The sequence below is a fragment of the Actinomadura chokoriensis genome (genome assembly GCF_041463665.1).
In the GTDB taxonomy this organism is placed as follows: Bacteria; Actinomycetota; Actinomycetes; order Streptosporangiales; family Streptosporangiaceae; genus Spirillospora; species Spirillospora chokoriensis_A.
In genome coordinates this window covers 142,724-165,694 of sequence record NZ_JAXCEJ010000017.1, presented here as the reverse complement: position 1 = coordinate 165,694, position 22,971 = coordinate 142,724, and the positions used below count along the sequence as shown (strand labels likewise).

The 22,971-nt window shown below is 71.8% G+C and carries 17 protein-coding genes; 14 read left to right on the top strand and 3 right to left on the bottom strand.

Translation table 11 applies throughout. The features are described from left to right. Nucleotides 1-204 precede the first annotated feature (204 nt). Together SM418_RS25190 and SM418_RS25185 are read left to right on the top strand one after the other, a co-directional pair. Nucleotides 205-2,322, top strand: coding sequence for a putative bifunctional diguanylate cyclase/phosphodiesterase (locus SM418_RS25190; protein WP_371943625.1), 2,118 nt, complete (start codon nucleotides 205-207; stop codon nucleotides 2,320-2,322). Between the two features lie 558 nt (nucleotides 2,323-2,880). Further along, nucleotides 2,881-3,201, top strand: coding sequence for a hypothetical protein (locus SM418_RS25185; RefSeq protein ID WP_371943624.1), 321 nt, complete (start codon nucleotides 2,881-2,883; stop codon nucleotides 3,199-3,201). Between the two features lie 3 nt (nucleotides 3,202-3,204). Here the strand turns inward: SM418_RS25185 and SM418_RS25180 are convergent, their stop codons facing one another. Further along, nucleotides 3,205-3,453: a DUF6458 family protein gene (locus tag SM418_RS25180; protein ID WP_371943623.1), complete on the bottom strand. Its 249-nt coding sequence runs from the start codon at nucleotides 3,451-3,453 to the stop codon at nucleotides 3,205-3,207. A gap of 164 nt (nucleotides 3,454-3,617) precedes the next feature. On the opposite strand from SM418_RS25180, the gene gatC reads away from it, so the two are divergent. From gatC to gatB, 3 genes are all read left to right on the top strand, one after another. Continuing rightward, nucleotides 3,618-3,917 carry an Asp-tRNA(Asn)/Glu-tRNA(Gln) amidotransferase subunit GatC gene (gene gatC / locus SM418_RS25175; protein ID WP_371943622.1) on the top strand — a complete coding sequence of 100 codons (300 nt, stop codon included), beginning with the start codon at nucleotides 3,618-3,620 and terminating at the stop codon, nucleotides 3,915-3,917. Nucleotides 3,918-4,012: 95 nt separating this feature from the next. Continuing rightward, entirely contained in the window at nucleotides 4,013-5,497 is a 1,485-nt protein-coding gene (gene gatA / locus SM418_RS25170; protein ID WP_371943621.1) for an Asp-tRNA(Asn)/Glu-tRNA(Gln) amidotransferase subunit GatA, read from the top strand. Between the two features lie 149 nt (nucleotides 5,498-5,646). After that, the gene (gene gatB / locus SM418_RS25165) at nucleotides 5,647-7,131 is read left to right on the top strand and encodes an Asp-tRNA(Asn)/Glu-tRNA(Gln) amidotransferase subunit GatB (protein ID WP_371943659.1); all 1,485 of its coding nucleotides are present in this window, start codon (nucleotides 5,647-5,649) and stop codon (nucleotides 7,129-7,131) included. A gap of 46 nt (nucleotides 7,132-7,177) precedes the next feature. Here gatB and SM418_RS25160 read toward each other — a convergent pair whose 3' ends face one another. Then, a complete protein-coding gene (locus SM418_RS25160; RefSeq protein WP_371943620.1) occupies nucleotides 7,178-8,269 on the bottom strand; it encodes a PQQ-dependent sugar dehydrogenase in 1,092 nt (363 codons plus the stop codon). A gap of 436 nt (nucleotides 8,270-8,705) precedes the next feature. Between SM418_RS25160 and SM418_RS25155 the strand changes: the two genes are divergently transcribed. The 4 genes from SM418_RS25155 to ilvC all read left to right on the top strand — a co-directional run bounded on the left by SM418_RS25155 (nucleotide 8,706) and on the right by ilvC (nucleotide 15,157). Continuing rightward, a complete protein-coding gene (locus SM418_RS25155) occupies nucleotides 8,706-11,537 on the top strand; it encodes a putative bifunctional diguanylate cyclase/phosphodiesterase (protein WP_371943619.1) in 2,832 nt (943 codons plus the stop codon). Nucleotides 11,538-11,695: 158 nt separating this feature from the next. Continuing rightward, complete coding sequence (locus SM418_RS25150) at nucleotides 11,696-13,582, top strand: acetolactate synthase large subunit (RefSeq protein ID WP_371943618.1); 1,887 nt, start codon at nucleotides 11,696-11,698, stop codon at nucleotides 13,580-13,582. Between the two features lie 5 nt (nucleotides 13,583-13,587). Next, on the top strand, nucleotides 13,588-14,112 hold the full coding sequence (gene ilvN / locus SM418_RS25145; RefSeq protein ID WP_371943617.1) for an acetolactate synthase small subunit: 525 nt from the start codon (nucleotides 13,588-13,590) through the stop codon (nucleotides 14,110-14,112). A 61-nt stretch (nucleotides 14,113-14,173) separates the two neighbouring features. After that, nucleotides 14,174-15,157: a ketol-acid reductoisomerase gene (ilvC, locus tag SM418_RS25140; protein WP_371943658.1), complete on the top strand. Its 984-nt coding sequence runs from the start codon at nucleotides 14,174-14,176 to the stop codon at nucleotides 15,155-15,157. A 131-nt stretch (nucleotides 15,158-15,288) separates the two neighbouring features. On the opposite strand, the gene SM418_RS25135 is transcribed toward ilvC, so the two are convergent. Continuing rightward, a complete protein-coding gene (locus SM418_RS25135) occupies nucleotides 15,289-16,077 on the bottom strand; it encodes a hypothetical protein (RefSeq protein WP_371943616.1) in 789 nt (262 codons plus the stop codon). Nucleotides 16,078-16,274: 197 nt separating this feature from the next. On the opposite strand from SM418_RS25135, the gene SM418_RS25130 reads away from it, so the two are divergent. The 5 genes from SM418_RS25130 (at nucleotide 16,275) to SM418_RS25110 (ending at nucleotide 22,869) form a co-directional block, all read left to right on the top strand. Beyond that, a complete protein-coding gene (locus SM418_RS25130; protein WP_371943615.1) occupies nucleotides 16,275-17,810 on the top strand; it encodes a DUF2079 domain-containing protein in 1,536 nt (511 codons plus the stop codon). A gap of 339 nt (nucleotides 17,811-18,149) precedes the next feature. Next, nucleotides 18,150-18,812 carry a thymidylate synthase family protein gene (locus tag SM418_RS25125; protein WP_371943614.1) on the top strand — a complete coding sequence of 221 codons (663 nt, stop codon included), beginning with the start codon at nucleotides 18,150-18,152 and terminating at the stop codon, nucleotides 18,810-18,812. A gap of 174 nt (nucleotides 18,813-18,986) precedes the next feature. Further along, nucleotides 18,987-20,576, top strand: coding sequence for a phosphoglycerate dehydrogenase (gene serA, locus SM418_RS25120; RefSeq protein ID WP_371943613.1), 1,590 nt, complete (start codon nucleotides 18,987-18,989; stop codon nucleotides 20,574-20,576). A gap of 558 nt (nucleotides 20,577-21,134) precedes the next feature. Continuing rightward, on the top strand, nucleotides 21,135-21,776 hold the full coding sequence (locus SM418_RS25115; protein WP_371943612.1) for a (2Fe-2S)-binding protein: 642 nt from the start codon (nucleotides 21,135-21,137) through the stop codon (nucleotides 21,774-21,776). Nucleotides 21,777-21,819: 43 nt separating this feature from the next. Next, nucleotides 21,820-22,869: a 3-isopropylmalate dehydrogenase gene (locus SM418_RS25110; RefSeq protein WP_371943611.1), complete on the top strand. Its 1,050-nt coding sequence runs from the start codon at nucleotides 21,820-21,822 to the stop codon at nucleotides 22,867-22,869. The last annotated feature ends 102 nt before the right edge of the window (nucleotides 22,870-22,971 follow it).

The window sequence follows — 22,971 nt, the reverse complement described above, 5'->3', positions numbered from 1 at the left end:
CACTTCAACTACCCAATGGTGAGTGGCGGGTGCGGACCGGCATAACGGAACGTACGCAATCGGTTTCGCGAAGTTGAGCAGAGGCCGTACTCTCCCTCTCATCACGACCTACACCTGAATCTCCGGACGTAGCACCCAGGGGGCGTCCCCCGAGGTCGGGGACGTCCGGAGCCGGGGACGGCCCCCGAACCCCCCGAGGATGTGATGAAGGACCCGAACAACACACGGAACACGGCCCCGCGCCGTGGTTCCCCGTTGTGGATCTACTTCGTCGTGGTCATCCTGCTCGGCGTCGCGGCCGGCGGGGCCGCGTTCTCCGGGCTGAGCGCGGCCGACCTGGACGCCCTCGTCAGCACCCCCGTGTTCTGGATCCTCGGCTGCTTCATCATCTTCGGCGAACTCCGCCCGATCATCACGCCCGGCTCCACCGAGAACAACGGCGCCACCACGTCCACCACGTTCTCGTTCGCCGCGCTGCTGTACGCCGGCCTGCCCATCGCCGCAGCCCTCCAGGCCGTCGCCGTCATCACCTGCGGCATCCTCCGCGGCCGCGCCCCCCACCGGATCGCCTTCAACGCCGCCCAGTACACCCTCAGCCTCGCCGCCGCCCAACTCGTCCTCGCCCTGTTCGGCGACCTCGCCACGCCGTCCGGCCTGTGGGTCCCGCACGGCTCCGACCTGCCCGCGATCGCGCTCGCCGGCGCCGTCTACTTCGCCTGCAACGACACCCTCGTCGGCTCCGCCGTCGCCCTGCACGCCCGAATCTCCCTGGTCAGGGCACTCCGCCTGGACCTCGGCTACCAGGTCCTCGTCCATCTCGCGCTACTCGGCCTCGCCCCGCTGATCGTCGTCGCGATGGACCGATCCGCCCTCTTCGTCCCGCTCATCGTGCTGCCGTTCATCGCCGTCTACCTGAACGCCTCCGTGTCGGTCCGGCGCGAGCACCAGGCCCTGCACGACGGGCTGACCGGGCTGCCCAACCGCAAGCTCCTGATCGTCCGCACCGAGGAGGCCCTCGCCGGAGCGCGAGGCGCGGAGAACCGCGGCGCCGACCGGCGCCGCGCGGGCGCCCTCGGCACCCGCTGCCGCAAGACCACCGACCCGCCCAGCCACCGCGCCGGGCTGTTCCTGCTCGACCTCGACCGGTTCAAGGAGGTCAACGACACCCTCGGGCACCCCACCGGCGACCGGCTGCTGCAACTCGTCGCGCACCGGCTCACCCACAGCGTCCGCCCCGGCGACCTCGTCGCGCGGCTCGGCGGCGACGAGTTCGCGGTGCTGCTGCCCACCGTCCGGGACGAGACCGCCGCCCGCGAAGTCGCCGCCCGGCTCCGCGCCGCGCTCAGCGAACCCGTCCGGCTGGACGGCATGTCGTTCGACCTGGAGGCCAGCGTCGGCATCGCGCTGTTCCCCGACCACGCACCCGACTTCGAACTGCTCCTGCAGCGCGCCGACGTCGCCATGTACAACGCCAAAGAGGCGCGCACCGGCGTCGAGATCTACTCGCCCCGCAAAGACCGCAACTCCCCGGAACGGCTCGGCATGCTCGGCGACCTCCGCCGCGCCATCGACCGCTCCGAACTCGAGCTGTTCTACCAGCCGAAGGTCTCGCTGCGGGACGGCCACCTCGTCGGCATGGAGGCGCTGCTCCGCTGGCGGCACCCCGCCAAGGGCGTCCTCGAACCCCACGCCTTCCTCCCGATCGCCGAGCAGACCTACCTGATGCGCTCGATCACCCACCACGTCGTCACCGCCGCGCTCGCGCAGACCGCCGCCTGGTGGCGCGAGAACCTCGCCGTCCAGGTCGCCGTCAACGCCTCCGGACGCGACCTCCTCGACACCGGCCTCACCGAGACGATCGAAGAGGGCCTCCTCGCCCGCGGCCTGCCCGCCGCCGCGCTCCAACTGGAGATCACCGAACGCATCCTGATGAACGAGCCCGCCTACGCCTCCGACACCGTCAGCGCCCTCGCCGAACTCGGCATCCCGCTCAGCCTCGACGACTTCGGCACCGGCTACTCCTCCCTCGTCCGGCTCAAGCGGCTCCCCGTCGAAGAGATCAAGATCGACGCCTCGTTCGTCCGGCGCATCGTCGAGTCCCCCGACGACGCCGTCATCGTCCGCTCCATCGTCGACCTCGTCCGCACCCTCGGCCTCCGCTCCGTCGCCGAGGGCGTCGAAACCCCCGCCACCGCCCAAGCCCTCCGCGACATGGGCTGCGACGCCGCCCAAGGCTGGCACTTCGGCCGCCCCATGGACGCCGCGACCGCCACCGACTGGCTCCGCCGCCACGCCCAAAAAGCCCCCGAGCCCGCGGCGTGATCTACCGGGGGGGCGACCCCCCCGAGCCCCCCGGCTGCGCGGCACGGGTCTCCTCGCTCCACTCCGCTGGCGCTCCGCTGCGCTGCGGGGACGCGGCGCGCCGGGCTGGTTTTTACCGGGGGGGCGACCGCCCGAACCCCCCGGCTGCGCGGCACGGGTCTCCTCGCTCCGGTCGCTGGCGCTCCCTGCGCTGCGGGGACGCGGCGCGCCGGGCATGGCCGCTGCGCTCGCTGGCGCTCCCTCCGCGTCCCTGCCCGTAACCGGGGGCTGGGGTTCAAACCCTGTGGTTCGGGGGCCCCGAGGCTCCCCGGCTGCGCGGGACGGGTCTCCTCGCTCGCCTGCGCTGTGGGGGCGCGGCGCGCTGGGCTTGACCGGGGCGCTCGCAGGGCTTGCTCCGCGTGCCTGCCCGGAAGTGGTGGCTGGGTTTGGAGCCGAGGGGGTCGCGGCCGTTCGGTGGGGGTGGTGTCCAAGGGGGACCGTGCGGCCTCGCGGGGGATGACAGGCTACTTTGCGGATGGTCTTACGGGATGTCGGTGGGGGCCGCTACCATCACGCGTCATGAACAACGCTGCGCGCGGAGTGATCTTCGGGCTTTCCCTCTTAGGGATCGGGTTCATGTTCTTCGGGATGATCGATTCCGCGTCCGCGGACCCCTTCAAGCTCGAAGATCTCGGCGGGCTGATGGCCGCCGGCTTCGCCATGGTGTCGTGCGCGGTCATCGGCGCCGGGGCGCTGATGGGGATGAAGGAGACGCCGCCGAAGCAGGTGACGTTCCCGTTCCAGCAGCAGGCGGCAGTCCCGCCGCAGGCGTATCCGCAGCCGGGCACCGGCCCGCAGGCCGTGCCGCGGCAGTATCAGCCGCCCCAGCAGCCGCAGTAGAGGTCAGAACCCGCGGCGGCGGGCCTCGTAGTCTTCCTCGTAGTACTCCTCGCGAACGCGCGGCGGGGGGCGCCGCTCGACGGAGCGGCGGGCGGACACGATCCGCATGATGCCGATGACGAGGCCGATCAGGCCGCCGACCATCAGGATCACGCCGACCAGCCGGATGTCGATGCCGCTGAACTCGTAGTTGACCGCATAGGCCATGATCGCGCCGATGATGATCAGTGCGATGCTGCCGCCGATGGTCACGGCGGGCTCCTCTCGTCGTCCCGGGGGTGGACGGGACAAGCGTTCCCCGTGTGCGGAGTTGAAACGGCGCGCCGGGATCATGCCTGCGTAAACCGGTCGGGGTGCGCGGCGCGCGGCCCATAGGATGGGCGGGAACCCAATTCATCGCAGGAACGGTTTCTCTCATGTCCGCCATCACCCGTGACGAGGTCTCGCACCTCGCCCGGCTGTCCCGGCTGGCGCTCGGCGACGATGAGCTCGACCATCTCGCCGCCCAGCTCGACCAGATCATCTCCGCGGTCGCGCGGGTGCAGGAGGTCGCGGCGGAGGACATCCCGCCCACCTCGCACGCGCTGCCGCTGACCAACGTGTACCGGACGGACGAGGTACGGCAGTGCCTCACGCCCGAGCAGGCCCTGTCCGGTGCGCCGGCCGCCGAGGAGCAGCGCTTCCGCGTCCCGCGGATCCTGGACGAGGAGGCCTGACCGGTGATCCGAACGCAGCGCGGCGGAGTGGAGGTCGCCGGTCAGGCGGCACGCGGCGGGGGATCTGGGGCGTCCTCCCCCCGGGAGGGATTCTGATGGAGCTGGTCAGGAAGGGGGCGGCGGAGCTCGGAGGGCTGCTCGCCGCCGGTGAGGTGTCGGCCGTCGAGGTGGCCGAGGCGCATCTGGACCGCATCGCGGCCGTGGACGGGCAGGTCAACGCGTTCCTGCACGTCGACCGGGACACGACGCTGGCGCAGGCGCGGAAGGTGGACGAGCGGCGCGCGTCGGGGGAGGAGCTCGGCCCGCTGGCCGGCGTCCCCATCGCGCACAAGGACGTCTTCACCACCGCGGACATGCCCACGACCGCCGGGTCCAAGATCCTCGAGGGGTGGCGGCCGCCGTACGACGCGACCGTCACGGCGCGGCTGCGGCAGGCCGGGCTGGTGATCCTCGGCAAGACGAACATGGACGAGTTCGCCATGGGCTCGTCCACGGAGAACAGCGCCTACAAGACCTCGCGCAACCCGTGGGATCTGGAGCGCATCCCCGGCGGCTCGTCCGGCGGGTCCTCGGCGGCGGTCGCGGCGTACGAGGCGCCACTGTCGACGGGCACCGACACGGGCGGCTCCATCCGGCAGCCCGCCGCCGTCACCGGCATCGTCGGGATGAAGCCCACCTACGGCGGCTCGTCCCGGTACGGGGTGATCGCGTTCGCGTCGTCGCTCGACACGCCCGGCCCGTTCGCGCGCAACGTCCTCGACGCCGCGCTGCTGCACGAGGCGTTCAGCGGCCACGACCCGATGGACTCCACCTCGGTGAGCGAGGCCGTCCCGCCGGTCGTGGAGGCCGCGCGCCACGCCGACGTCAACGGCCTGCGCGTCGGCGTGGTGAAGGAGTTCGCCGGCGACGGCTACGAGGCGGGCGTCTCGGCCCGCTTCACCGAGGCGGTCGAACTCCTGGAGTCCCTCGGCGCGAAGGTCGTCGAGGTCTCCTGCCCGCACTTCACGTACGCACTGCCCGCCTACTACCTGATCGCGCCGTCGGAGTGCTCGTCCAACCTGGCCCGCTTCGACGCCATGCGGTACGGCCTGCGCGTCGGCGACGACGGCTCCCGCAGCGCCGAGGAGGTCATGGCGCTGACCCGCGCCGAGGGCTTCGGCCCCGAGGTCAAGCGGCGCATCATGCTCGGCACCTACGCGCTCTCCTCGGGCTACTACGACGCCTACTACGGCAAGGCGCAGCAGGTCCGCACACTGATCAAGCGCGACTTCGAGGCCGCGTTCGAGCAGGTCGACGTGCTGGTCTCGCCGACGACGCCGACGACCGCGTTCCCCATCGGCGAGCGCGCCGACGACCCGATCGCGATGTACCTGGCCGACCTGTGCACCATCCCGGCCAACCTCACGGGCAACGCCGCGATCTCAGTGCCGTGCGGACTGTCGGACGGCCTCCCAGTCGGCCTGCAGATCATGGCGCCCGTCCTCGGCGACGATCGCGTCTACCGCGTCGGCGCCGCCGTCGAGCGGGCCCTCGAAGACCGCTGGGGCGGCCCCCTCCTGACCCAGGCCCCGGAACTCTAGGCGATCTGGAACGGCGGTACGTCAGTGATCACGCGCGTCGAGATGGACGGCTTCAAGTCCTTCCTGGACTTCAGGCTGGACGTCCCGCCGTTCCTCGGGACGATGAATGCGTTGAAAGGACTGCGGTACCTGTGAGCGTGGACACGCTGATGAACTATGACGAGGCGCTGGCGAAGTTCGAGCCGGTGCTCGGGATCGAGACGCACATCGAGCTGGGCACCGCGTCGAAGATGTTCTGCGGGTGCCCGACGGAGTTCGGGGCCGAGCCGAACACGCAGGTGTGCCCGGTGTGTCTCGGGCTGCCGGGGTCGCTGCCGGTGACCAACCACGCGGCGATCGAGGGCATCATCAAGATCGGCCTGGCGCTGAACTGCGACATCGTGGAGTGGTGCCGGTTCGCTCGGAAGAACTACTTCTATCCGGACATGCCGAAGAACTTCCAGATCTCGCAGTACGACGAGCCGCTCTGCGTGGACGGTCATCTGGACGTCGAGGTCGACGGCGAGACGTACCGGATCGAGATCGAGCGCGTCCACATGGAGGAGGACACCGGCAAGTCGCTGCACGTGGGCGGCTCGACGGGGCGCATCCACGGGGCCGAGTACTCGCTGGTCGACTACAACCGGGCCGGGATCCCGCTGGTGGAGATCGTCACCAAGCCGATCCCGGCGACCGGTGACAAGGCGCCGCTGGTGGCGCGGGCCTACGCGACGGAACTGCGGGAGCTGGTGCGGTCGCTCGACGTCTCGGACGTCCGCATGGAGCAGGGCTCGATGCGCTGCGACGTGAACGTGTCGCTCATGCCGCGCGGTGCGGGGGAGTGGGGCACCCGGACGGAGACCAAGAACGTCAACTCGCTGCGGTCGGTCGAGCGGGCCGTCCGGTCGGAGATCGAGCGGCAGGCGGGCGTGCTGGACGCGGGCGGGCGCGTGATCCAGGAGACCCGCCACTTCCACGAGGACACCGGCCGCACCACCAGCGGGCGCAGCAAGGAGGAGGCGCAGGACTACCGGTACTTCCCCGAGCCCGACCTCGTCCCGATGGCGCCGTCGCGGGAGTGGGTCGAGGAGTTGCGCGCGTCGCTGCCGGAGCTTCCGGCCGCGCGCCGCCGCCGCATCCAGACGGAGTGGAACCTGTCCGACCTGGAACTGCGGGACGTCGTCAACGCCGGCGCCGTCGACCTCATCGAGGCGACGGTCGCGGAGGGCGTCGACGCCGCCGCCGCGCGCAAATGGTGGATGAACGAGCTGTCGCGGCGCGCGACCGAGCAGGGCGTCGAGCTGGCCGACCTGCCGATCACGCCGGAGCAGGTCGCCCGGGTGCAGGCGATGATCACGGCCGGGGAGCTGAACGACAAGCTGGCCCGCAAGGTGTTCGAGGGCGTCCTCGCGGGCGAGGGCACCCCGGACGAGGTCGTCGCGAAGCGGGGCCTGAAGGTCGTCAGCGACGAGGGCGAGCTGTCCTCGGTCATCGACGAGGTGATCGCCGGCAACGCGGACGTGGCCGACAAGATCCGGGCCGGGAAGGTCGCCGCCGCCGGCGCCCTCGTCGGCGCCGTGATGAAGGCGACCCGCGGTCAGGCCGACGCCGGGCGGGCGCGCGAGCTGATCCTGGAGAAGCTCGGCGCGTCCTGACGCGTGACGCCGTCCCGTGGCCTCGCCGACGGGCACGGGACGGCGGTCAGCCGAGGGGGACCGACAGGACGCGGTCGTCGTCGGGGGCCGGGCTGCCGCGGCCGTCGCGGTTGCTGGTCGTCACCCAGAGGGAGCCGTCCGGGGCCCGGACGGCGGCGCGCAGGCGGCCGAACTCGTTGTCGAAGTGCGCGACCGGCCGGCCCGCCCTGCCGTTGTCGAGGGGTACCTGCCAGAGGCGCTGCCCGCGCAGGGCGGCGGCCCAGAGGGAGCCGTCCGCGTAGGCGAGGCCGGACGGGGACGCCTCGTCGGTCGTCCAGGTGAGGAGCGGGTCGGTGAAGCCCTTGCGGTGGCCGATGCCCTCGACCTCCGGCCATCCGTAGTTGCGGCCCTTCTCGATCAGGTTGATCTCGTCGAAGCGGTTCTGGCCGAACTCGGTGGCGTAGAGTCGGCCCTTCGCGTCCCACGCGAGGCCCTGCACGTTGCGGTGCCCGTAGGTCCAGACGCGGTTGCCGAACGGGTTGCCGGGGGCGGGCTTCCCGTCGGGGGCCACACGCAGGATCTTGCCGCCGAGGGAGTTCTTGTCCTGGGCCAGGCTGGGGTCGCCGGTCTCGCCGGTGCTGATGTAGAGCATCTTGTCCGGGCCGAACGCGAGCCGGCCGCCGTCGTGGTTGGCGCCCTTCGGTATGCCCGTCACGATCGGCTCGGGGGTACCGAGGCGTCCGTCATAGGTGGCGCGGACGACACGGTTGTCCGACGCGGCCGTGAAGTACAGGTAGATCAGGTGGTCCGTCGAATACGACGGGGACACCGCCACGCCCAGCAGCCCGCCCTCGCCCTGCGGCCGCACCCCGGGCACCGTGCCGACGGACGTCTTCTTCCCGGACGGCGCGACCCGCACGAGGCGAGCCGAGTCCCGTTCGGTGACGAGGGCGTCGCCGCCGGGCAGGAACGCCACCGCCCATGGCACCGACAGATTCGCTGCGATGGTGCGCGGCTTACCCGGCTTTCCGCCCGTCCCGGCCGATGGGCTGGACGAAAGCGGCGGCGGCGTGCGCGCGCCGCCCCCGCCGGACGGCGAGGGCGAGCAGCCCGCGAGGACCACCGCGGCGGAGACCAGGACGATCGTGTGCAGTCGCATGGACGCCTCCCGTAGGTAGTACGGATCCGGCGGGCAGGTCGTTCCCCGTCACCGAGCGTCATGCCAGGACAAGCCGCTGATTCGGTGACGATCGGCTTTCGGGTGTCCCAAACGGAACCAGGACGAGGGCGTTTGTCGCCGGGAGGACGCTCAGCCTCAATCGCTCCGTGACCTATGGAACGTACAGTGAGCGACGCGGTGATCCCGTAGTGCAGCAACGTCGCTGATCTCCGGCAGGCGGCTCCGGCAGGCATGCTCCCCCCAGGCAGGCCGGTTCGCTCGCCATCGCCCTGCGCCGACCCTGCGCGGGGCACGATTCGTGACCTTCCGGCCGTTGTACGGGCGGCGAGGGTCCCGGACCCATCTCTCCCGGCGTGCGGCCTCACCGTCCGCGGGGGCCGATCAGCTCCACGGGGGCAGGAAGGGACACGGCGTGATGAGCGGCGACTACGCCAGGCGGGTGCCGCCGCGTGCGCTGCCGGTCGCCATGGCCGCGGTCGTCGGCGTGCTCTACGCCACCGGTTCGCTGCTGGGCTGGGGAGGCCGGGCCTTCATCGCGTGGGCGGAGGCGGCCGCCGCGGGCGCCGCCGCGATCTCCCTGCTGATGTCGTCCCGGCGGCCGGACGGCGCGCCTGCTGAGCCGGGCGCCCCGGGCGGGCTCTGGCGCGCGTCGTGGCGCTGGTACGGGATCGCCGCGGCGTCCTGGTTCGTCGGCGCGGTCGGCAGCGCCCTGTCTGCGGGCGCCGGCCGCAGCGCCCTGTCCCTGTCGGTGCCCGACCTGTTCTACCTGGTCGCGCTGGTCGCGCTGGTCACCGGCCTCATCGTGCCGGTCAGGCCGCCGCGCGACGCGGGGACGTGGCTGCGCTACGTCGCGGACACCTACGTCTGCGCCAGCGCGCTGTTCGTGCTCGGCTGGGTCGCGCTGTTCGGCGGCCTGTACGACCGGTCGGGGGAGTCGCCGCCGCAGTTCCTGCTGGAGCTGCTGTACCCGCTGATCGACATCGTGTTCGTCTGCGCCGCGCTGCCGTTCGTCCTCGGCGCCGCGCGCGGGCACCGCCGGCTCGCGTGGATGGGGTACGGCGCGCTGACGGCCATCGCGGTCGCCGACGGCGTGACCACGTTCGTCCGGCTGGACGGCGGCGGGGTCGCCGACGACCCGTCCGACATCCTGCGCCTCGCCGGGCTGCTGCTCCTGCTGCTGGTCCCGTGGACGGGCCCGGCCGCCCGGCCGGATCTGCCCGTCGACGACATCCCCGCCGACGTCGAGGTCGACGCGGAGGAACGAGGCCGCATGATCGGCCCGGGCATCGCGCCGGCCGCGATCGCCGCCGCGGCGGCGCTGTTCGTCGCGGGCCACTCCGTCACCGGCAAGAACGGCCTGGAGCCCGCCGTGTCGATCGCCGCCGGGTCGGCCGCGCTGGTGCTGATCGCGCGCCTCGCCGGGCTGCTGCGGGAGAACGACGCGCTGCGCCGGGCCGTGGACACCGGCGAGGAGCACTTCCGGGCGCTGTCGGAGAGCATCAACGACGCGGTGCTCATCTGCGACCTGGACGCGACCGTCCAGTACGCCAGCGCGGGCGCCCTGCGCATGTACCACTACACGTCCGACGAACTGCTCGGACGCCCCCTGAACGAGCTCGTCCACCCGGAGGACGTGCCGCACGTCCAGGCGGTGTTCACCGAGTTCCTGGACGACCGGGCGGGCCCCGGCGGGGCCGACGAGGCGCTGCGCGTGTCGTGCCGGGTGCGGGCGGCGGACGGCACCTGGCTGCCGACCGAGTCGACGATCTCGCGGTACAGCGGCTCGGACGGGACGCCGGTCCGGCTGCTGGTCACGACGCGGGACCTCAGCGAGCAGGCGGCGCTGCAGCGCCAGGTCGCGCACCTGACGTTCCACGACGGGCTGACGGGCCTGCCGAACCGGTCCTACTTCGAGGAGCGGACACGGGAGGTGCTGTCGCGGCAGCCGTCCGGCGGCAAGGTCGCGGTCGTGTTCGTCGACCTCGACGGGTTCACCGCCGTGAACGACTCGGAGGGGCACGCGGCCGGGGACCAGGTCCTCGCGCAGGCGGCCCGGCGGCTGCGCGCGAACGTCCTGTCCGACGACACGGTGGCCCGCTGGGGCGGCGACGAGTTCGCCGTCCTCGTGCAGCTCCCGCCGGACGACCGTGAGACGCGCGCCACGGTGGAGCTCGCCGGGCGGCTCCTGCGGGTCCTCTCGGTCGACCCCTACCAGGTCGGCGCCAAGCACATCGTGCTGACCGCGAGTGTCGGCATCGCGTTCGCCGGGGACGAGGAGGAGCCCGCCGCCGCGGGCGGCGGCTCGGACGCGGGCCGCAGGCTCCGCCGCACCGCCGCCGACCTGCTGCGCAACGGCGACCTCGCGATGGCCCGCGCGAAGGAGACGGGCGGCGGGCGCGTCGAGGTGTACGCGCCGCACATGCACGCCGACGTCGTCCGGCGGCTGGAGCTCGGCAGTGACCTGCAGACGGCGCTCGCCGAAGAGCAGTTCGCGGTGGAGTTCCAGCCGGTGGTGGACCTCGCAACGTCCCGGGTGACCGGGGTGGAGGCGCTGCTGCGCTGGTGGCGCGGGAACGAGGCGGTGCCGCCGGAGGAGTTCATCGGCCCGGCCGAGGAGTCCGGCCTGATGGTCCCGCTCGGCGAGTGGGTGCTGCGGGAGGCGTGCCGGGAGGTCGCCCGGTGGCGCGGCGACTCCTGGGACATCGGCCTGTCGGTGAACTTCACCGCCCGGCAGATCGCCGCCCCCCGGTTCACCGAGTCGGTCGCGGCGGTGCTGGAGGAGACCGGGCTGCCGCCGAGCGCGCTGACGCTGGAGGTCCGCGAGGAGGTCCTCGTCGAGGACGCCGGCCAGAACGTGGCGCGGCTGTCGCGGCTGCGCGACCTCGGCGTCCGGCTGGCGATCGACGACTTCGGCACCGGGTACGCCTCGCTCGCCTACCTCGGGCAGCTGCCGGTCGACATCATCAAGATCGACCCGTCGTTCGTGGCGGGGCTCGGCTCGGACGAGACGCTGACGCTGCTCACCCGCACGATCGTGCGGCTCGGCAGCGACCTCGGGCTGGCCGTGGTCGCGGAGGGCATCGAGCGGCCCGAGCAGCTGGAGCTGCTGCGGGAGATGGGCTGCCCGCGCGGCCAGGGCTTCCTCGTGGCGCGGCCGATGGCGGCCGGGCGGGTCGAGTCGCTCGTGCGGACGAACCTCGGCGCGCGCGACCGTCCCGGCGACGTCGCGCTGCCCCTGCCCGGATGACCGGCGGCCGGATGACCGGCGCCCGGATGACCGGCCGCCGGGGTGACCGGCGACACGGTCGTCTCAAATAATGGGATATAGTGTCCACGGATTTGACCAGTGGCCGGACATCGGCGAAAGTAGGCCCGTGCAGAGCACTTCCACCATCCTCGTAGTACTTGGTCGGCGCGCGGGCTGACCAAGCTCTCCGTCCTGCGCGCCTCCCCTCGACCGCCTCCCGGCGGCGGGGGTTTTTTGTTGCCCGGCGAGCCAAGACTCACTCCCCAAGGAACCGCAGAATCATGACGACCGAACAGATGACGGGAGCCCAGGCGCTGGTCCGCGCCCTGGAGAACGTCGGCGTCGACACCGTGTTCGGCATTCCGGGTGGCGCGATCCTCCCGGCGTACGACCCGCTGTTCGACTCCAAGAAGCTGCGCCACGTCCTCGTCCGGCACGAGCAGGGCGCCGGCCACGCCGCCCAGGGCTATGCGATGGTGACCGGCAAGGTGGGCGTCTGCATGGCCACCAGCGGGCCCGGCGCGACCAACCTCGTCACGGCGATCTCCGACGCCTACATGGACTCGGTGCCGATCGTGGCGATCACCGGCCAGGTCGCGTCCTCGCTCATCGGGACGGACGGCTTCCAGGAGGCCGACATCGCCGGCATCACGATGCCGATCACCAAGCACAACTTCCTGGTCACCGATGCCGCCGACATCGGCCGGACGATCGCCGAGGCGTTCCACATCGCCTCCACCGGCCGTCCCGGGCCGGTCCTCGTCGACATCGCCAAGGACGCGCTGCAGGCCACGTTCGAGTTCGAGTGGCCCGTCCAGCTCCAGCTCCCCGGGTACCGGCCCGTCACCCGGCCGCACTCCAAGCAGGTCCGCGAGGCGGCACGGCTGATCGTGGGCGCCAGGCGCCCGGTCCTGTACGTCGGCGGCGGCGTGCTGAAGGCCGGGGCGTCCGCCGAGCTGAAGGTGCTCGCCGAGCTGACCGGCGCGCCCGTCGTCACCACGCTCATGGCCAAGGGCGCGCTGCCCGACAGCCACCCGCTGCACATGGGCATGCCGGGCATGCACGGCTCCGTCGGCGCCGTCGGCGCGCTGCAGCGCGCCGACCTGCTGGTCACCCTGGGCGCCCGGTTCGACGACCGGGTCACCGGCAAGCTGGACGGGTTCGCGCCGCACGCCAAGGTCGTGCACGCCGACATCGACCCGGCGGAGATCTCCAAGAACCGGCACGCCGACGTCCCGATCGTCGGGGACGCCCGCGAGGTCATCGCCGACCTGATCGTCGCTGTGCAGAACGAGCACGAGCAGGGCAACAAGGGCGACTACACCGACTGGTGGCGGCAGCTCGACGCCTGGCGCGAGACGTACCCGCTGGGCTACGACACGCCGGAGGACGGCTCGCTGTCCCCGCAGTACGTCATCGAGCGGATCGGGCGGATCGCCGGGCCGGACGCCTACTACGTCGCGGGCGTCGGCCAGCACCAGATGTGGGCCGCGCAGTTCATCAAGTACGAGCGGCCGGGGGCGTTCCTGAACTCCGGCGGCGCCGGGACGATGGGCTACGCCGTCCCCGCGGCGATGGGCGCCAAGGCCGGCGCGCCGGACACGACGGTCTGGGCGATCGACGGCGACGGCTGCTTCCAGATGACCAACCAGGAGCTCGCGACCTGCGCTATCGAGGGCATCCCGGTGAAGGTCGCCGTGATCAACAACGGCAACCTCGGCATGGTCCGGCAGTGGCAGACGCTCTTCTACAACGAGCGCTACTCCAACACCGGCCTCAAGCCCCAGGCCGAGCACGCCGCGAAGCGGATCCCCGACTTCGTCAAGCTCGCCGAGGCGTACGGTTGTGTGGGCCTGCGCTGCGACAAGGCCGAGGACGTCGACGAGGTCATCAACAAGGCCATGGAGATCAACGACGCCCCCGTCGTGATCGACTTCGTCGTCCACGAGGACGCCATGGTCTGGCCGATGGTCGCGGCCGGCACCGCCAACGACGACATCAAGATCGCGCGGGACATGGCTCCCGAGTGGGAGAACGGAGACTGACCCCGATGAGCCTGCACACCCTCTCGGTGCTGGTGGAGAACAAGCCCGGCATCCTCGCCAGGGTCGCGGCGCTGTTCTCCCGGCGCGGCTTCAACATCGAGTCCCTCGCCGTCGGCGTCACCGAGCACCCGGAGATCTCCCGGATGACGATCGTGGTGAACGTCGCCGACCTGCCGCTGGAGCAGGTCACCAAGCAGCTCAACAAGCTGATCAACGTGCTGAAGATCGTCGAGCTGGACTCCTCCGCGTCCGTCCAGCGCGAGCTCGTCCTGGTCAAGGTGCGCGCGGACGCGGAGACGCGCTCGCAGGTCCTGGAGACCGTCAACCTGTTCCGTGCCAAGGTGGTGGACGTCGCGCCGGACGCCGTCACCATCGAGGCGACCGGCAACCGCGACAAGCTGGACGCGTTCATCCGGGTCCTGGAGCCGTTCGGCATCAAGGAACTGGTGCAGTCGGGCATGGTGGCCATCGGCCGCGGCGCCCGGTCCATCACCGACCGCTCGCTGCGGTCCATCGAGCGCAGCGCGTGAACACACCTCATTACAACGCGTGACATGGAAAACAACGAAAGGCGACAGCACTGTGGCTGAGATGTTCTACGACGACGCCGCCGACCTGAGCGTGATCCAGGGCCGGCACGTGGCGATCATCGGCTACGGCAGCCAGGGGCACGCGCACGCGCTCTCCCTGCGCGACTCCGGCGTGGACGTGCGGGTCGGGCTCCGCGAGGGGTCGGCCAGCCGGGAGAAGGCGGAGAGCGAGGGCCTGCGGGTCGTCACCCCGGCCGAGGCGGCCGAGGAGGCCGACCTCATCATGCTGCTGGCCCCGGACCACCACCACCGGGAGATCTTCGAGAAGGACATCAAGCCCGCCCTCGTCGAGGGCGACGCGCTGTTCTTCGGCCACGGCTTCAGCATCCGCTACGACCTCGTCCAGCCGCCCGAGGGCGTCGACGTGGCGATGGTCGCGCCGAAGGGGCCGGGGCACCTCGTCCGCCGCCAGTTCGTCGCCGGGCGCGGCGTGCCGGTGATCGTGGCCGTGGAGAAGGACCCGTCCGGCAACGCCTGGCCGCTGGCCCTGTCCTACGCCAAGGCGATCGGCGGCCTGCGCGCCGGCGGGATCAGGACCACGTTCACCGAGGAGACCGAGACCGACCTGTTCGGCGAGCAGTCGGTGCTGTGCGGCGGCGTCTCCGAGCTGATCAAGACCGGGTTCGAGGTGCTGACGGAGGCCGGCTACCAGCCGGAGGTCGCCTACTTCGAGGTCCTGCACGAGCTGAAGCTGATCATCGACCTGATCTACGAGGGCGGCATCTCCAAGATGTACTGGTCGGTGTCCGACAACGCCGAGTACGGCGGCTACAGCCGCGGCCCTCGCGTGATCACGCCGGAGACCAAGGCCGCGATGAAGAAGATCCTCGGCGAGATCCAGTCCGGCCAGTACGCCAAGGAGCTGGTGGACGAGTTCGAGGGCGGCCAGAAGCAGTTCCAGCAGTACCGGGACGAGCTGGCCGAGCACCCGATCGAGAAGACCGGCGCCAAGCTGCGCCCGATGATGAGCTGGCTGAACGACTGAGCCGTCCTGCGGAGGCGCGGGGGCGGATGCGCTCCCGCGCCTTCGTGTGTCCGCTCCCGCGCCTTCGTGTGTTCGCGGCCGTGCCGGTGCCCCCGCGGCCGGACAGGTGCGCTCGTGGCAGGGCCGGTGCTTCAGCGGCCGAACCGGCGCAGCAGCCTGGCCAGCGGCGAGGCGCTACCGGGGGCGTCGGCCACGAAGAGCGCCAGGTGGCCGCCCTTGGTGAAGTAGACGGCCACGTCCTTCTGGCCCGCCGCGCGACGCTGCGGGCTGGTACGCAGTCCTTCGGCGCGGACGGAGCCGAAGCGGGCCTCGCGGGTGACGCCGAGCGACGTCGCCGCCACGTGCACGTCCCAGCGTCCGGGCTCCACCGCGGCGGGGTCGGCGACCACCTCGAACCCGCCGGCGCCGTCCGGGCGGGGTTCGGCGGGGAAGCCGTGCTCCTTGCCGGACGTCCGCTCCCGCAGGATGACGTCCACCGCGGTGTGGTTGGTCTCGACCCGCTGCAGCGCGGCGACGCCGCGGATGCGCACCTTGCGGCCCTGCCAGGAGACCGCGTCCAGCCGGTGCTCGACGCCGACCTCGGTGGTGATGTCGGCGTCCTGCCGGGGGACGCCGCGCAGGTAGGGGTACATCGCGTAGATCCGGCCGCCGACCACGACGGCGCCCGCCGGGCTGCCCTCGACCTCGTCGCGGATCAGCCGCTCCAGCTCCTCGCGCAGGCCGTGCTGGATGCAGAACGCCCGGAGCCGGACGGACGCGGGCATGGCGGCGCGGGTGGCCTCGCTCAGCCCCTCCTCGCCGATGACGCGGCGGGTGCCCTCCACGAGCCGCTCGCGCTGGGCGCGGTCGAGGCTCAGATAGCGGTGGTCGTACACGCCCAGCACGTCGCGCAGGACGCTGATGGTGCAGTCCGAGGTCACGGGTCTCTCCTGATCGGCCGGGGACAACGGTCACGTTAAGGCTCCAGCCGATCGCGCACAGTGAAAACCCGGTGGTCTGTCCTCCCGGATGCATACACCTCCCCAGGTTCGACCGCGACGAGCCGTGCGGATGCCGAGATCGGAAACGCGCGGGCCGGAACGCAGCCGCGCGCCTGACCGGTGGTAGCGTCCGGCGCGTGGCCGAGGTCGTCGTGGCGCAGGGGCCCGCTCGCGAGGTCCCCGCCGGCACCGGGGGAGACACCCGGCGCCGCCGCCTGCTGCTCGCCGCGCTGATCGCGGCGAGCGCGCTGCTGTACGCGGCGTACGCGCTGATGCGGCTGCGCGCCTTCCGGACCGGCAGCTACGACCTGGTGATCTTCGATCAGGCGGTCCGCTCCTACAGCCGCTTCGACCTTCCGGTCGCCATGGTGAAGGGCGTCCACAACGGATTCGGGCCCGACTTCGCCGTCCTCGGCGACCACTTCTCGCCGATCCTGGCCCTGCTCGCGCCGCTCTACTGGATCCACGACGGCCCGGAGACGCTGCTGGTCGCGCAGGCCGTGCTGTTCGCGCTCGCGATCTGGCCGATCTGGCGGTACACCGAACGCAGGCTCGGCCCGGCCGCCGCGTACTGCGCGGCGGGCGCCTACGCGCTGTCCTGGCCGATCGCGGAGGCGCTCGCCTTCGACTTCCACGAGGTCGCGTTCGTGCCGCCGCTGTCGGCGCTGATGGTCGAGCGGCACGACGCCGGACGGCGCGGCCAGGCGGCCGTCGCGGCCTTCGCGCTGCTGCTGGTCAAGGAGGACATGGGGCTCCTGCTCACCGGCTTCGGCCTCTACCTCCTGACCCGTCCCGACGAGCAGGACGGCGAGCGCCGGCGGCTGCGCGACCTGGTGCCGAGGGGCGACCGGCGGGCCGGCCTCGCCTATGCCGTGGTCGGGCTGGTCACCACCTGGGTCTGCTCCCGCGTGCTCATCACGGCCTTCGGCGGCGACAACGACTACTACTGGGCCTACGGCGCACTCGGTCCCGACGTGCCGCACGCCGCCGCGCACGCCCTCACCCATCCGTGGGACGTCGCGTCCGTGCTCGTCGACCCGCCGCAGAAGGTGGTGACGATGGCGCTGGTCGTCCTGCCGCTGCTCCTGCTGCCGCTGGCGTCCCCGCTGACCCTAACCGCCGTGCCGCTGCTGGCCGAGCGGATGCTCGCGAGCCGCTTCGGCAACTGGTGGGAGCCGCACTACCACTACAACGCGTTCATCGTCGCCGTGCTCGTCCTCGCGGCGGCGGACGGGGCGGCGCGGCTGCGCGGATGGGAACGGACGGGGCGGCGGGTCCCGGGGGCGCTGCCGATGGCCGGGGTGCTGGCCGCCACGCTCGCCTGTGCGCCCTTCTTCGCCTACCGGCACTTGGCCGATCCTGCGCTGTGGCGGCAGAACGAGCGGGCCCGCGCCGCGTCGGCGGCGGCGGCGACGGTCCCCGACGGCGCGCTGGTCGAGGCGGCCAACGGCGTCGGACCGGCGCTGACGTCCCGCGCCCGCGTGCTGCTGTGGGACGAGCGGTCGCGCGGGGCCCCGTGGGTGGTCGCCTACGTCGGCCGGCTGGAGTTCCCCTTCTCCTCGGTCGCCGAGCAGCGGCGGCGGGTCGGGGAACTGGAGGCCGCCGGGTACCGGCAGGTCCTCCGGCGGGACGGATACATCGTGCTGCACCGGGACGTCCCCGACCCCTGGTGAGGCATATCGCGGATCGTTGGGACGGATCGTCCAGTAACCGATGGGCGAGATCACGGTCAGAATGCCGGTGAAGGTACCTCTCGGATAAATGTCCCTATCGTTTCCGAGCACTTTGCCTGATACTTGAAGAAAGCCGTGACGGGCGCGGCCGGTGCGGGGAGAACCTGCGCGAACACTCACGTGACCGCCGCCGGAACGGGTCTTGGGGCGAGTGCATGAGCGGTGCGAGACTGATCTGGGACGACGGAATGTCACCGGCCGGAGGCGACGCGGAATTCCCCGCCGGTGCGGCAATCCCGCGGGCGGGTAAATCTCTGGATAACGGTGTGGAGTCATGACATGCCGGCGCGAGGGGACGAGCGAGGAGACAGGCGAGGAGACCGGGACGTCCGGCGCTGGGAGACGTGCGGGCAGGCGTGGATCGGCGCGCTCCGGCACGTCTGGGCGGCCGGCGAGGCCGGGCTGGAGGACGGCGGGCCCATCATCGAGGGGCCCCCGCTGCTGTTCGAGATCAGCTCGCTGAGCTGGGAGGATCCGATCCTCCACGAGCACGGCGACCGGGCGCGGCTGGTCCGGAGGGCGGAGGAGCGCACCCGCCGCGTCGTCCGCGGGCGGTACTGGCCGAGGCTGCACGACCTGGACGGGCACGACCAGATCCGCTGGGTGGTCGACCTGCTGCGGGCCAGGCCGTGGACGACCAGCGCGTGGATCTCGCTGACGATCCCGGGCGAGCCGGCCGACGGGCTGCCGGCGCTGACCGCGCTGTCGTTCCGCCTGCACGGCTACCGGCTGATCATGACGGCGATGTTCCGGTCGCAGAACGTCCACCGGGGCTACCTGATGTACATCCCGCTGCGCGAGGTGCAGCTGGGCGTCGCCGAGGAGCTGGGGCTTCCGGCGGGGCCGCTGCGGGTGTTCGTGGACGTCCCGCACGTCCACGTGGCGGACGCCGAACGGGTGGCGTCCGTGCTCGCCGCCGTGCCGGAACCGAACGCGGCCTGACAGATCGGGCCGAATCCGTCCGGATCGGTAGTTATCAGGGAGTCTTTCCCTGCTGGGAACCCCCGCGGCCCGCGGGTTATAGACTCCGTGCCGGGGGCGAGGGCCACGACGAGGTGACTCGCGACTTCACCTGAACAGCACACGAACACTCACTTTCCGAAGGACTGTTTCCTCTTGAGCAAGCCCGTCGTCCTCGTCGCAGAAGAACTCTCCCCGGCCGGCATCGCCGTGCTGGAGGCCGACTTCGACGTCCGGCACGTCGACGGCAGCGACCGCGAGCAGCTGCTCCCGGCCGTCGCCGACGTCGACGCGCTGATCGTCCGGAGCGCCACCAAGGTCACCGCCGAGGTGTTCCAGCACGCCGGGAGGCTGCGGGTCGTCGCGCGCGCCGGCGTCGGCCTCGACAACGTCGACGTGGAGGCCGCCACCAAGGCCGGCGTCATGGTCGTCAACGCGCCCACGTCCAACATCGTCACCGCCGCCGAGCACGCGATCGCGCTGCTCCTCGCCACCGCGCGCAACGTCCCGCAGGGCCACGCCGCGCTCAAGCAGGGCGAGTGGAAGCGGTCCAGGTACACCGGCGTCGAGCTGCAGGGCAAGACCGCCGGCGTGCTCGGCCTCGGCCGGATCGGGGTCCTGGTCGCGCAGCGCCTCGCCGCATTCGACATGAACGTGATCGCGTTCGACCCCTACGTGCAGGCCGCCCGCGCCGCGCAGCTCGGCGTGAAGCTCGTCACGCTGGAGGAGCTGCTCCGCGAGAGCGACTTCATCACCGTCCACCTGCCGAAGACGCCCGAGACCCTCGGCCTCATCGGCGACCGCGAACTGCAGCAGGTCAAGCCGTCCGTCCGGATCGTCAACGCCGCCCGCGGCGGGATCGTCGACGAGGCGGCCCTCGACCTCGCGATCAAGGACGGCCGGGTCGCCGGCGCCGGCATCGACGTGTTCAGCACCGAGCCGTGCACCGAGAGCCCGCTGTTCCACCACGACAACGTCGTCGTCACCCCGCACCTCGGCGCCAGCACCCACGAGGCGCAGGAGAAGGCGGGCACGCAGGTCGCCCGCTCGGTGAAGCTCGCCCTGTCCGGCGAGTTCGTGCCGGACGCGGTCAACGTGCAGGGCGGCGCGGTCGCCGAGGACGTCAAGCCCGGCCTGCCGCTCGCCGAGAAGCTCGGCCGCATCTTCACCGCCCTCGCCGGCGGCGTCCCCGTCCGGCTCGACGTCGTCGTCCGCGGCGAGATCGCCGAGCACGACGTGAAGGTCCTCGAACTCGCCGCCCTCAAGGGCGTGTTCGTGGACGTCATCGAGGAGACCGTGACGTTCGTCAACGCGCCGCTGCTGGCCCGCGACCGCGGCGTCGAGGTCACTCTCACCACGTCCGAGGACAGCCCCGACTGGCGCAACGTCGTGCAGGTGCGCGGCACCATGGCCGACGGCGACGTCGTCTCGGTCTCCGGCACCCTCACCGGCCCCAAGCACGCCGAGCGGATCATCGAGATCAACGGCTACAACATGGAGCTCGTCCCGACCGAGCACATGGCGTTCTTCTCCTACGTCGACCGTCCCGGCATCGTCGGCGCCGTCGGCAAGCTGCTCGGCGACGAGCAGGTCAACATCGCCGGCATGCAGGTCGGCCGCGACGTCAAGGGCGGCAAGGCCCTCATCGCGCTGACCGTCGACTCGGCCATCGCGCCCCAGCTCGTCGACGCCATCACCCGCGAGGTGGGCGCCGACATGGGCCGCAGGGTCGATCTCGAAGGCTGAGCAGGTTCTCTCCGCCGCGGGCGGGTGCCCCGAGCACCCGCCCGCGGCGTTCCTGTCTCAGATCGCGAGACTTCCTGCCACGGGTCGGGACAATGCCGCCGCGCCGGAGGTATTCTCGCTGGTAGTCATGCGGCGCTTCGTAGTAACCCTTCGCTGCCGCAGCGGGGCCTGATCAACGGCAGGCCGGCGCCGCTGCGGAGGCTTCGCCTGGCCGTGAGCCCGATTCCATGCCCGGACCGTGCGAACCCACGGCGTCCTGGCAGCCCTCTCGCCACAGCTCAGCGATCTGGAGCAACCTCATGAACGACACCTGGACCAACACGCCCGCCGACGACGCCGAAGAAGAAGCCGCCCGCGCCCTGCAGACCGCCCTGGACCGCAGGGCCGACTAGCGGTTGGCGCAATCCTCCGGCCAACTGCCTGATCGCGTGCCTGAAGTGTCGGCTGGTCTCGCCGTCCCTGCCGGTGTGCCCGCGTGATCTGAGCAGCTGACGGTGTGGGCGCCGTGTGACACTGGGGCCTATGGCGGTCGGGGTCGGGGCTGGTGACGTTGCGGGGGTGTTGCGCGACGTCGGGCGCCTCGGGCCGTACTTCGAGATCCTCACGGAGCTGGACGGGGCCGGATGGCGGCCGTTCGCCGGGGACGCCGAGCGCCTGCGGGCGCTCACCGGAGACTACGCGGAGCGGCTGGGGACGGGGGAGCGGCGGGTCGCCGGGTCGCTGGCCTTTCAGGCGCTCGCGGCTCGGCTGTGGTCACCGGTCGTCGCCGCGGCGGCGTCCGGGGCCGTCCCGGATCTGGACGGGCTGCGGTGGCGGTGGCAGCCGGGCGAGCCGATCATGCTGGGGCTTCCGGAACCCCGTGGCTGGCGTGTCGAGAGTGCCGGGGAGGCTGCCTCGCTCGTCCATGACGTGGTGGTGGACGGGCATCTGCGGCCCTTGCGGGAGGCGATGTCGCGGGTCGTGACCCTCGCGGAGGGCCTGGTCTGGGGGAACGCGGCGTCCGCGCTGGCGGGGAGCCTGAACGTCGGGGTGGCCGATCCGCGGCGGGCCGCGCTGGTTCGCGAGTTGCTCGGGCGGGAGCCGCTGGCGGGCGCGGGGAGTTTCGGGCCGGACGGGTTCGTCCGGAACAGTTGCTGTCTGTACTACCGGGTGCCCGGCGGCGGGATGTGCGGGGACTGCGGCCTCCTGCCCGGATCGTGAGACGTGAGCCCACGCACTGAGACGTTTGCAGTAGAGTGCGCGCATGGTTTCGCGCAGCATTCGTCTGGCCGTCATCCCGGGTGACGGGATCGGCCCCGAGGTGGTCGCCGAGGGACTCAAGGTCCTCGACGCCGTGTCCGGTGACCTCACGTTCGAGCAGACCTCCTACGACCTGGGCGCCGCCCGCTGGCACCGGACGGGGGAGACGCTGCCCGACTCGGTGCTGGCCGAGCTGCGCGAGCAGGAGGTCATCCTGCTCGGCGCCGTGGGCGACCCGAGCGTGCCGAGCGGGACGCTGGAGCGCGGGCTGCTGCTGCGGACCCGGTTCGAGCTCGACCACTACGTCAACCTGCGTCCGGTGAAGCTGTTCCCGGGCGTCCAGACGCCGCTGGCGGGCGTGACGACCGACGACATCGACATGGTCGTCGTCCGGGAGGGCACCGAGGGGCCCTACACCGGCGTCGGCGGTGTGCTGCGGAAGGGCACCGCGCACGAGGTCGCCACGCAGGAGAGCGTGAACACCGCGTACGGGGTGGAGCGGGTCATCCGGTACGCGTTCGAGGTCGCGGCGTCCCGGCCGCGCAAGAAGCTCACGCTGGTGCACAAGGACAACGTCCTGACGTTCGCCGGCGATCTGTACCAGCGTGTCCTGAAGCGGGTCGGTGCGGAGTACCCGCAGATCTCCACCGACTACGTGCACGTGGACGCGGCCACGATGTTCTTCGTGAACCAGCCGCAGCGGTTCGACGTGGTCGTCACCGACAACCTGTTCGGCGACATCATCACCGACATCGGCGCCGCCATCGCCGGCGGGATCGGACTGGCCGCGTCCGGCAACGTCAACCCCGACCGCACCGCGCCGTCGATGTTCGAGCCCGTGCACGGCAGCGCGCCCGACATCGCCGGGCAGGGCAAGGCCGACCCGACCGCCACGATCCTCTCGGTCGCGATGCTGCTCGACCACATTGGCGAGGGCGACGCCGCGCGCCGCGTCGAGCAGGCCGTCTCCGACGATCTGGCCGAGCGCGCCGGTCTCGGCGCACGGTCCACGTCCCAGGTCGGCGACGCGATCGCCAAGCGAGTATCCGGGTAGGGCACGCCGCCCGTCCGGACGGACCGGGCGTGCCCTCGCGGCGCGCCCGGTCTTCGGTGTGCGCCGCGCGTGGAGGAGCAGGTCTAGACGAAGTACGACAAT

What these genes read in the sequence shown, in the direction of transcription:
- ilvN (WP_371943617.1), top strand. Translation starts at nt 13,588, where the DNA reads ATGAGCCTGCACACCCTCTCGGTGCTGGTGGAGAACAAGCCCGGCATC.
- SM418_RS25110 (WP_371943611.1), top strand. Translation starts at nt 21,820, where the DNA reads ATGGTTTCGCGCAGCATTCGTCTGGCCGTCATCCCGGGTGACGGGATC.
- gatA (WP_371943621.1), top strand. Translation starts at nt 4,013, where the DNA reads ATGGAGCTGGTCAGGAAGGGGGCGGCGGAGCTCGGAGGGCTGCTCGCC.
- SM418_RS25185 (WP_371943624.1), top strand. Translation starts at nt 2,881, where the DNA reads ATGAACAACGCTGCGCGCGGAGTGATCTTCGGGCTTTCCCTCTTAGGG.
- SM418_RS25190 (WP_371943625.1), top strand. Translation starts at nt 205, where the DNA reads ATGAAGGACCCGAACAACACACGGAACACGGCCCCGCGCCGTGGTTCC.
- gatB (WP_371943659.1), top strand. Translation starts at nt 5,647, where the DNA reads ATGAACTATGACGAGGCGCTGGCGAAGTTCGAGCCGGTGCTCGGGATC.
- ilvC (WP_371943658.1), top strand. Translation starts at nt 14,174, where the DNA reads ATGTTCTACGACGACGCCGCCGACCTGAGCGTGATCCAGGGCCGGCAC.
- SM418_RS25155 (WP_371943619.1), top strand. Translation starts at nt 8,706, where the DNA reads ATGAGCGGCGACTACGCCAGGCGGGTGCCGCCGCGTGCGCTGCCGGTC.
- gatC (WP_371943622.1), top strand. Translation starts at nt 3,618, where the DNA reads ATGTCCGCCATCACCCGTGACGAGGTCTCGCACCTCGCCCGGCTGTCC.
- SM418_RS25160 (WP_371943620.1), bottom strand. Translation starts at nt 8,269, where the DNA reads ATGCGACTGCACACGATCGTCCTGGTCTCCGCCGCGGTGGTCCTCGCG.
- SM418_RS25125 (WP_371943614.1), top strand. Translation starts at nt 18,150, where the DNA reads ATGCCGGCGCGAGGGGACGAGCGAGGAGACAGGCGAGGAGACCGGGAC.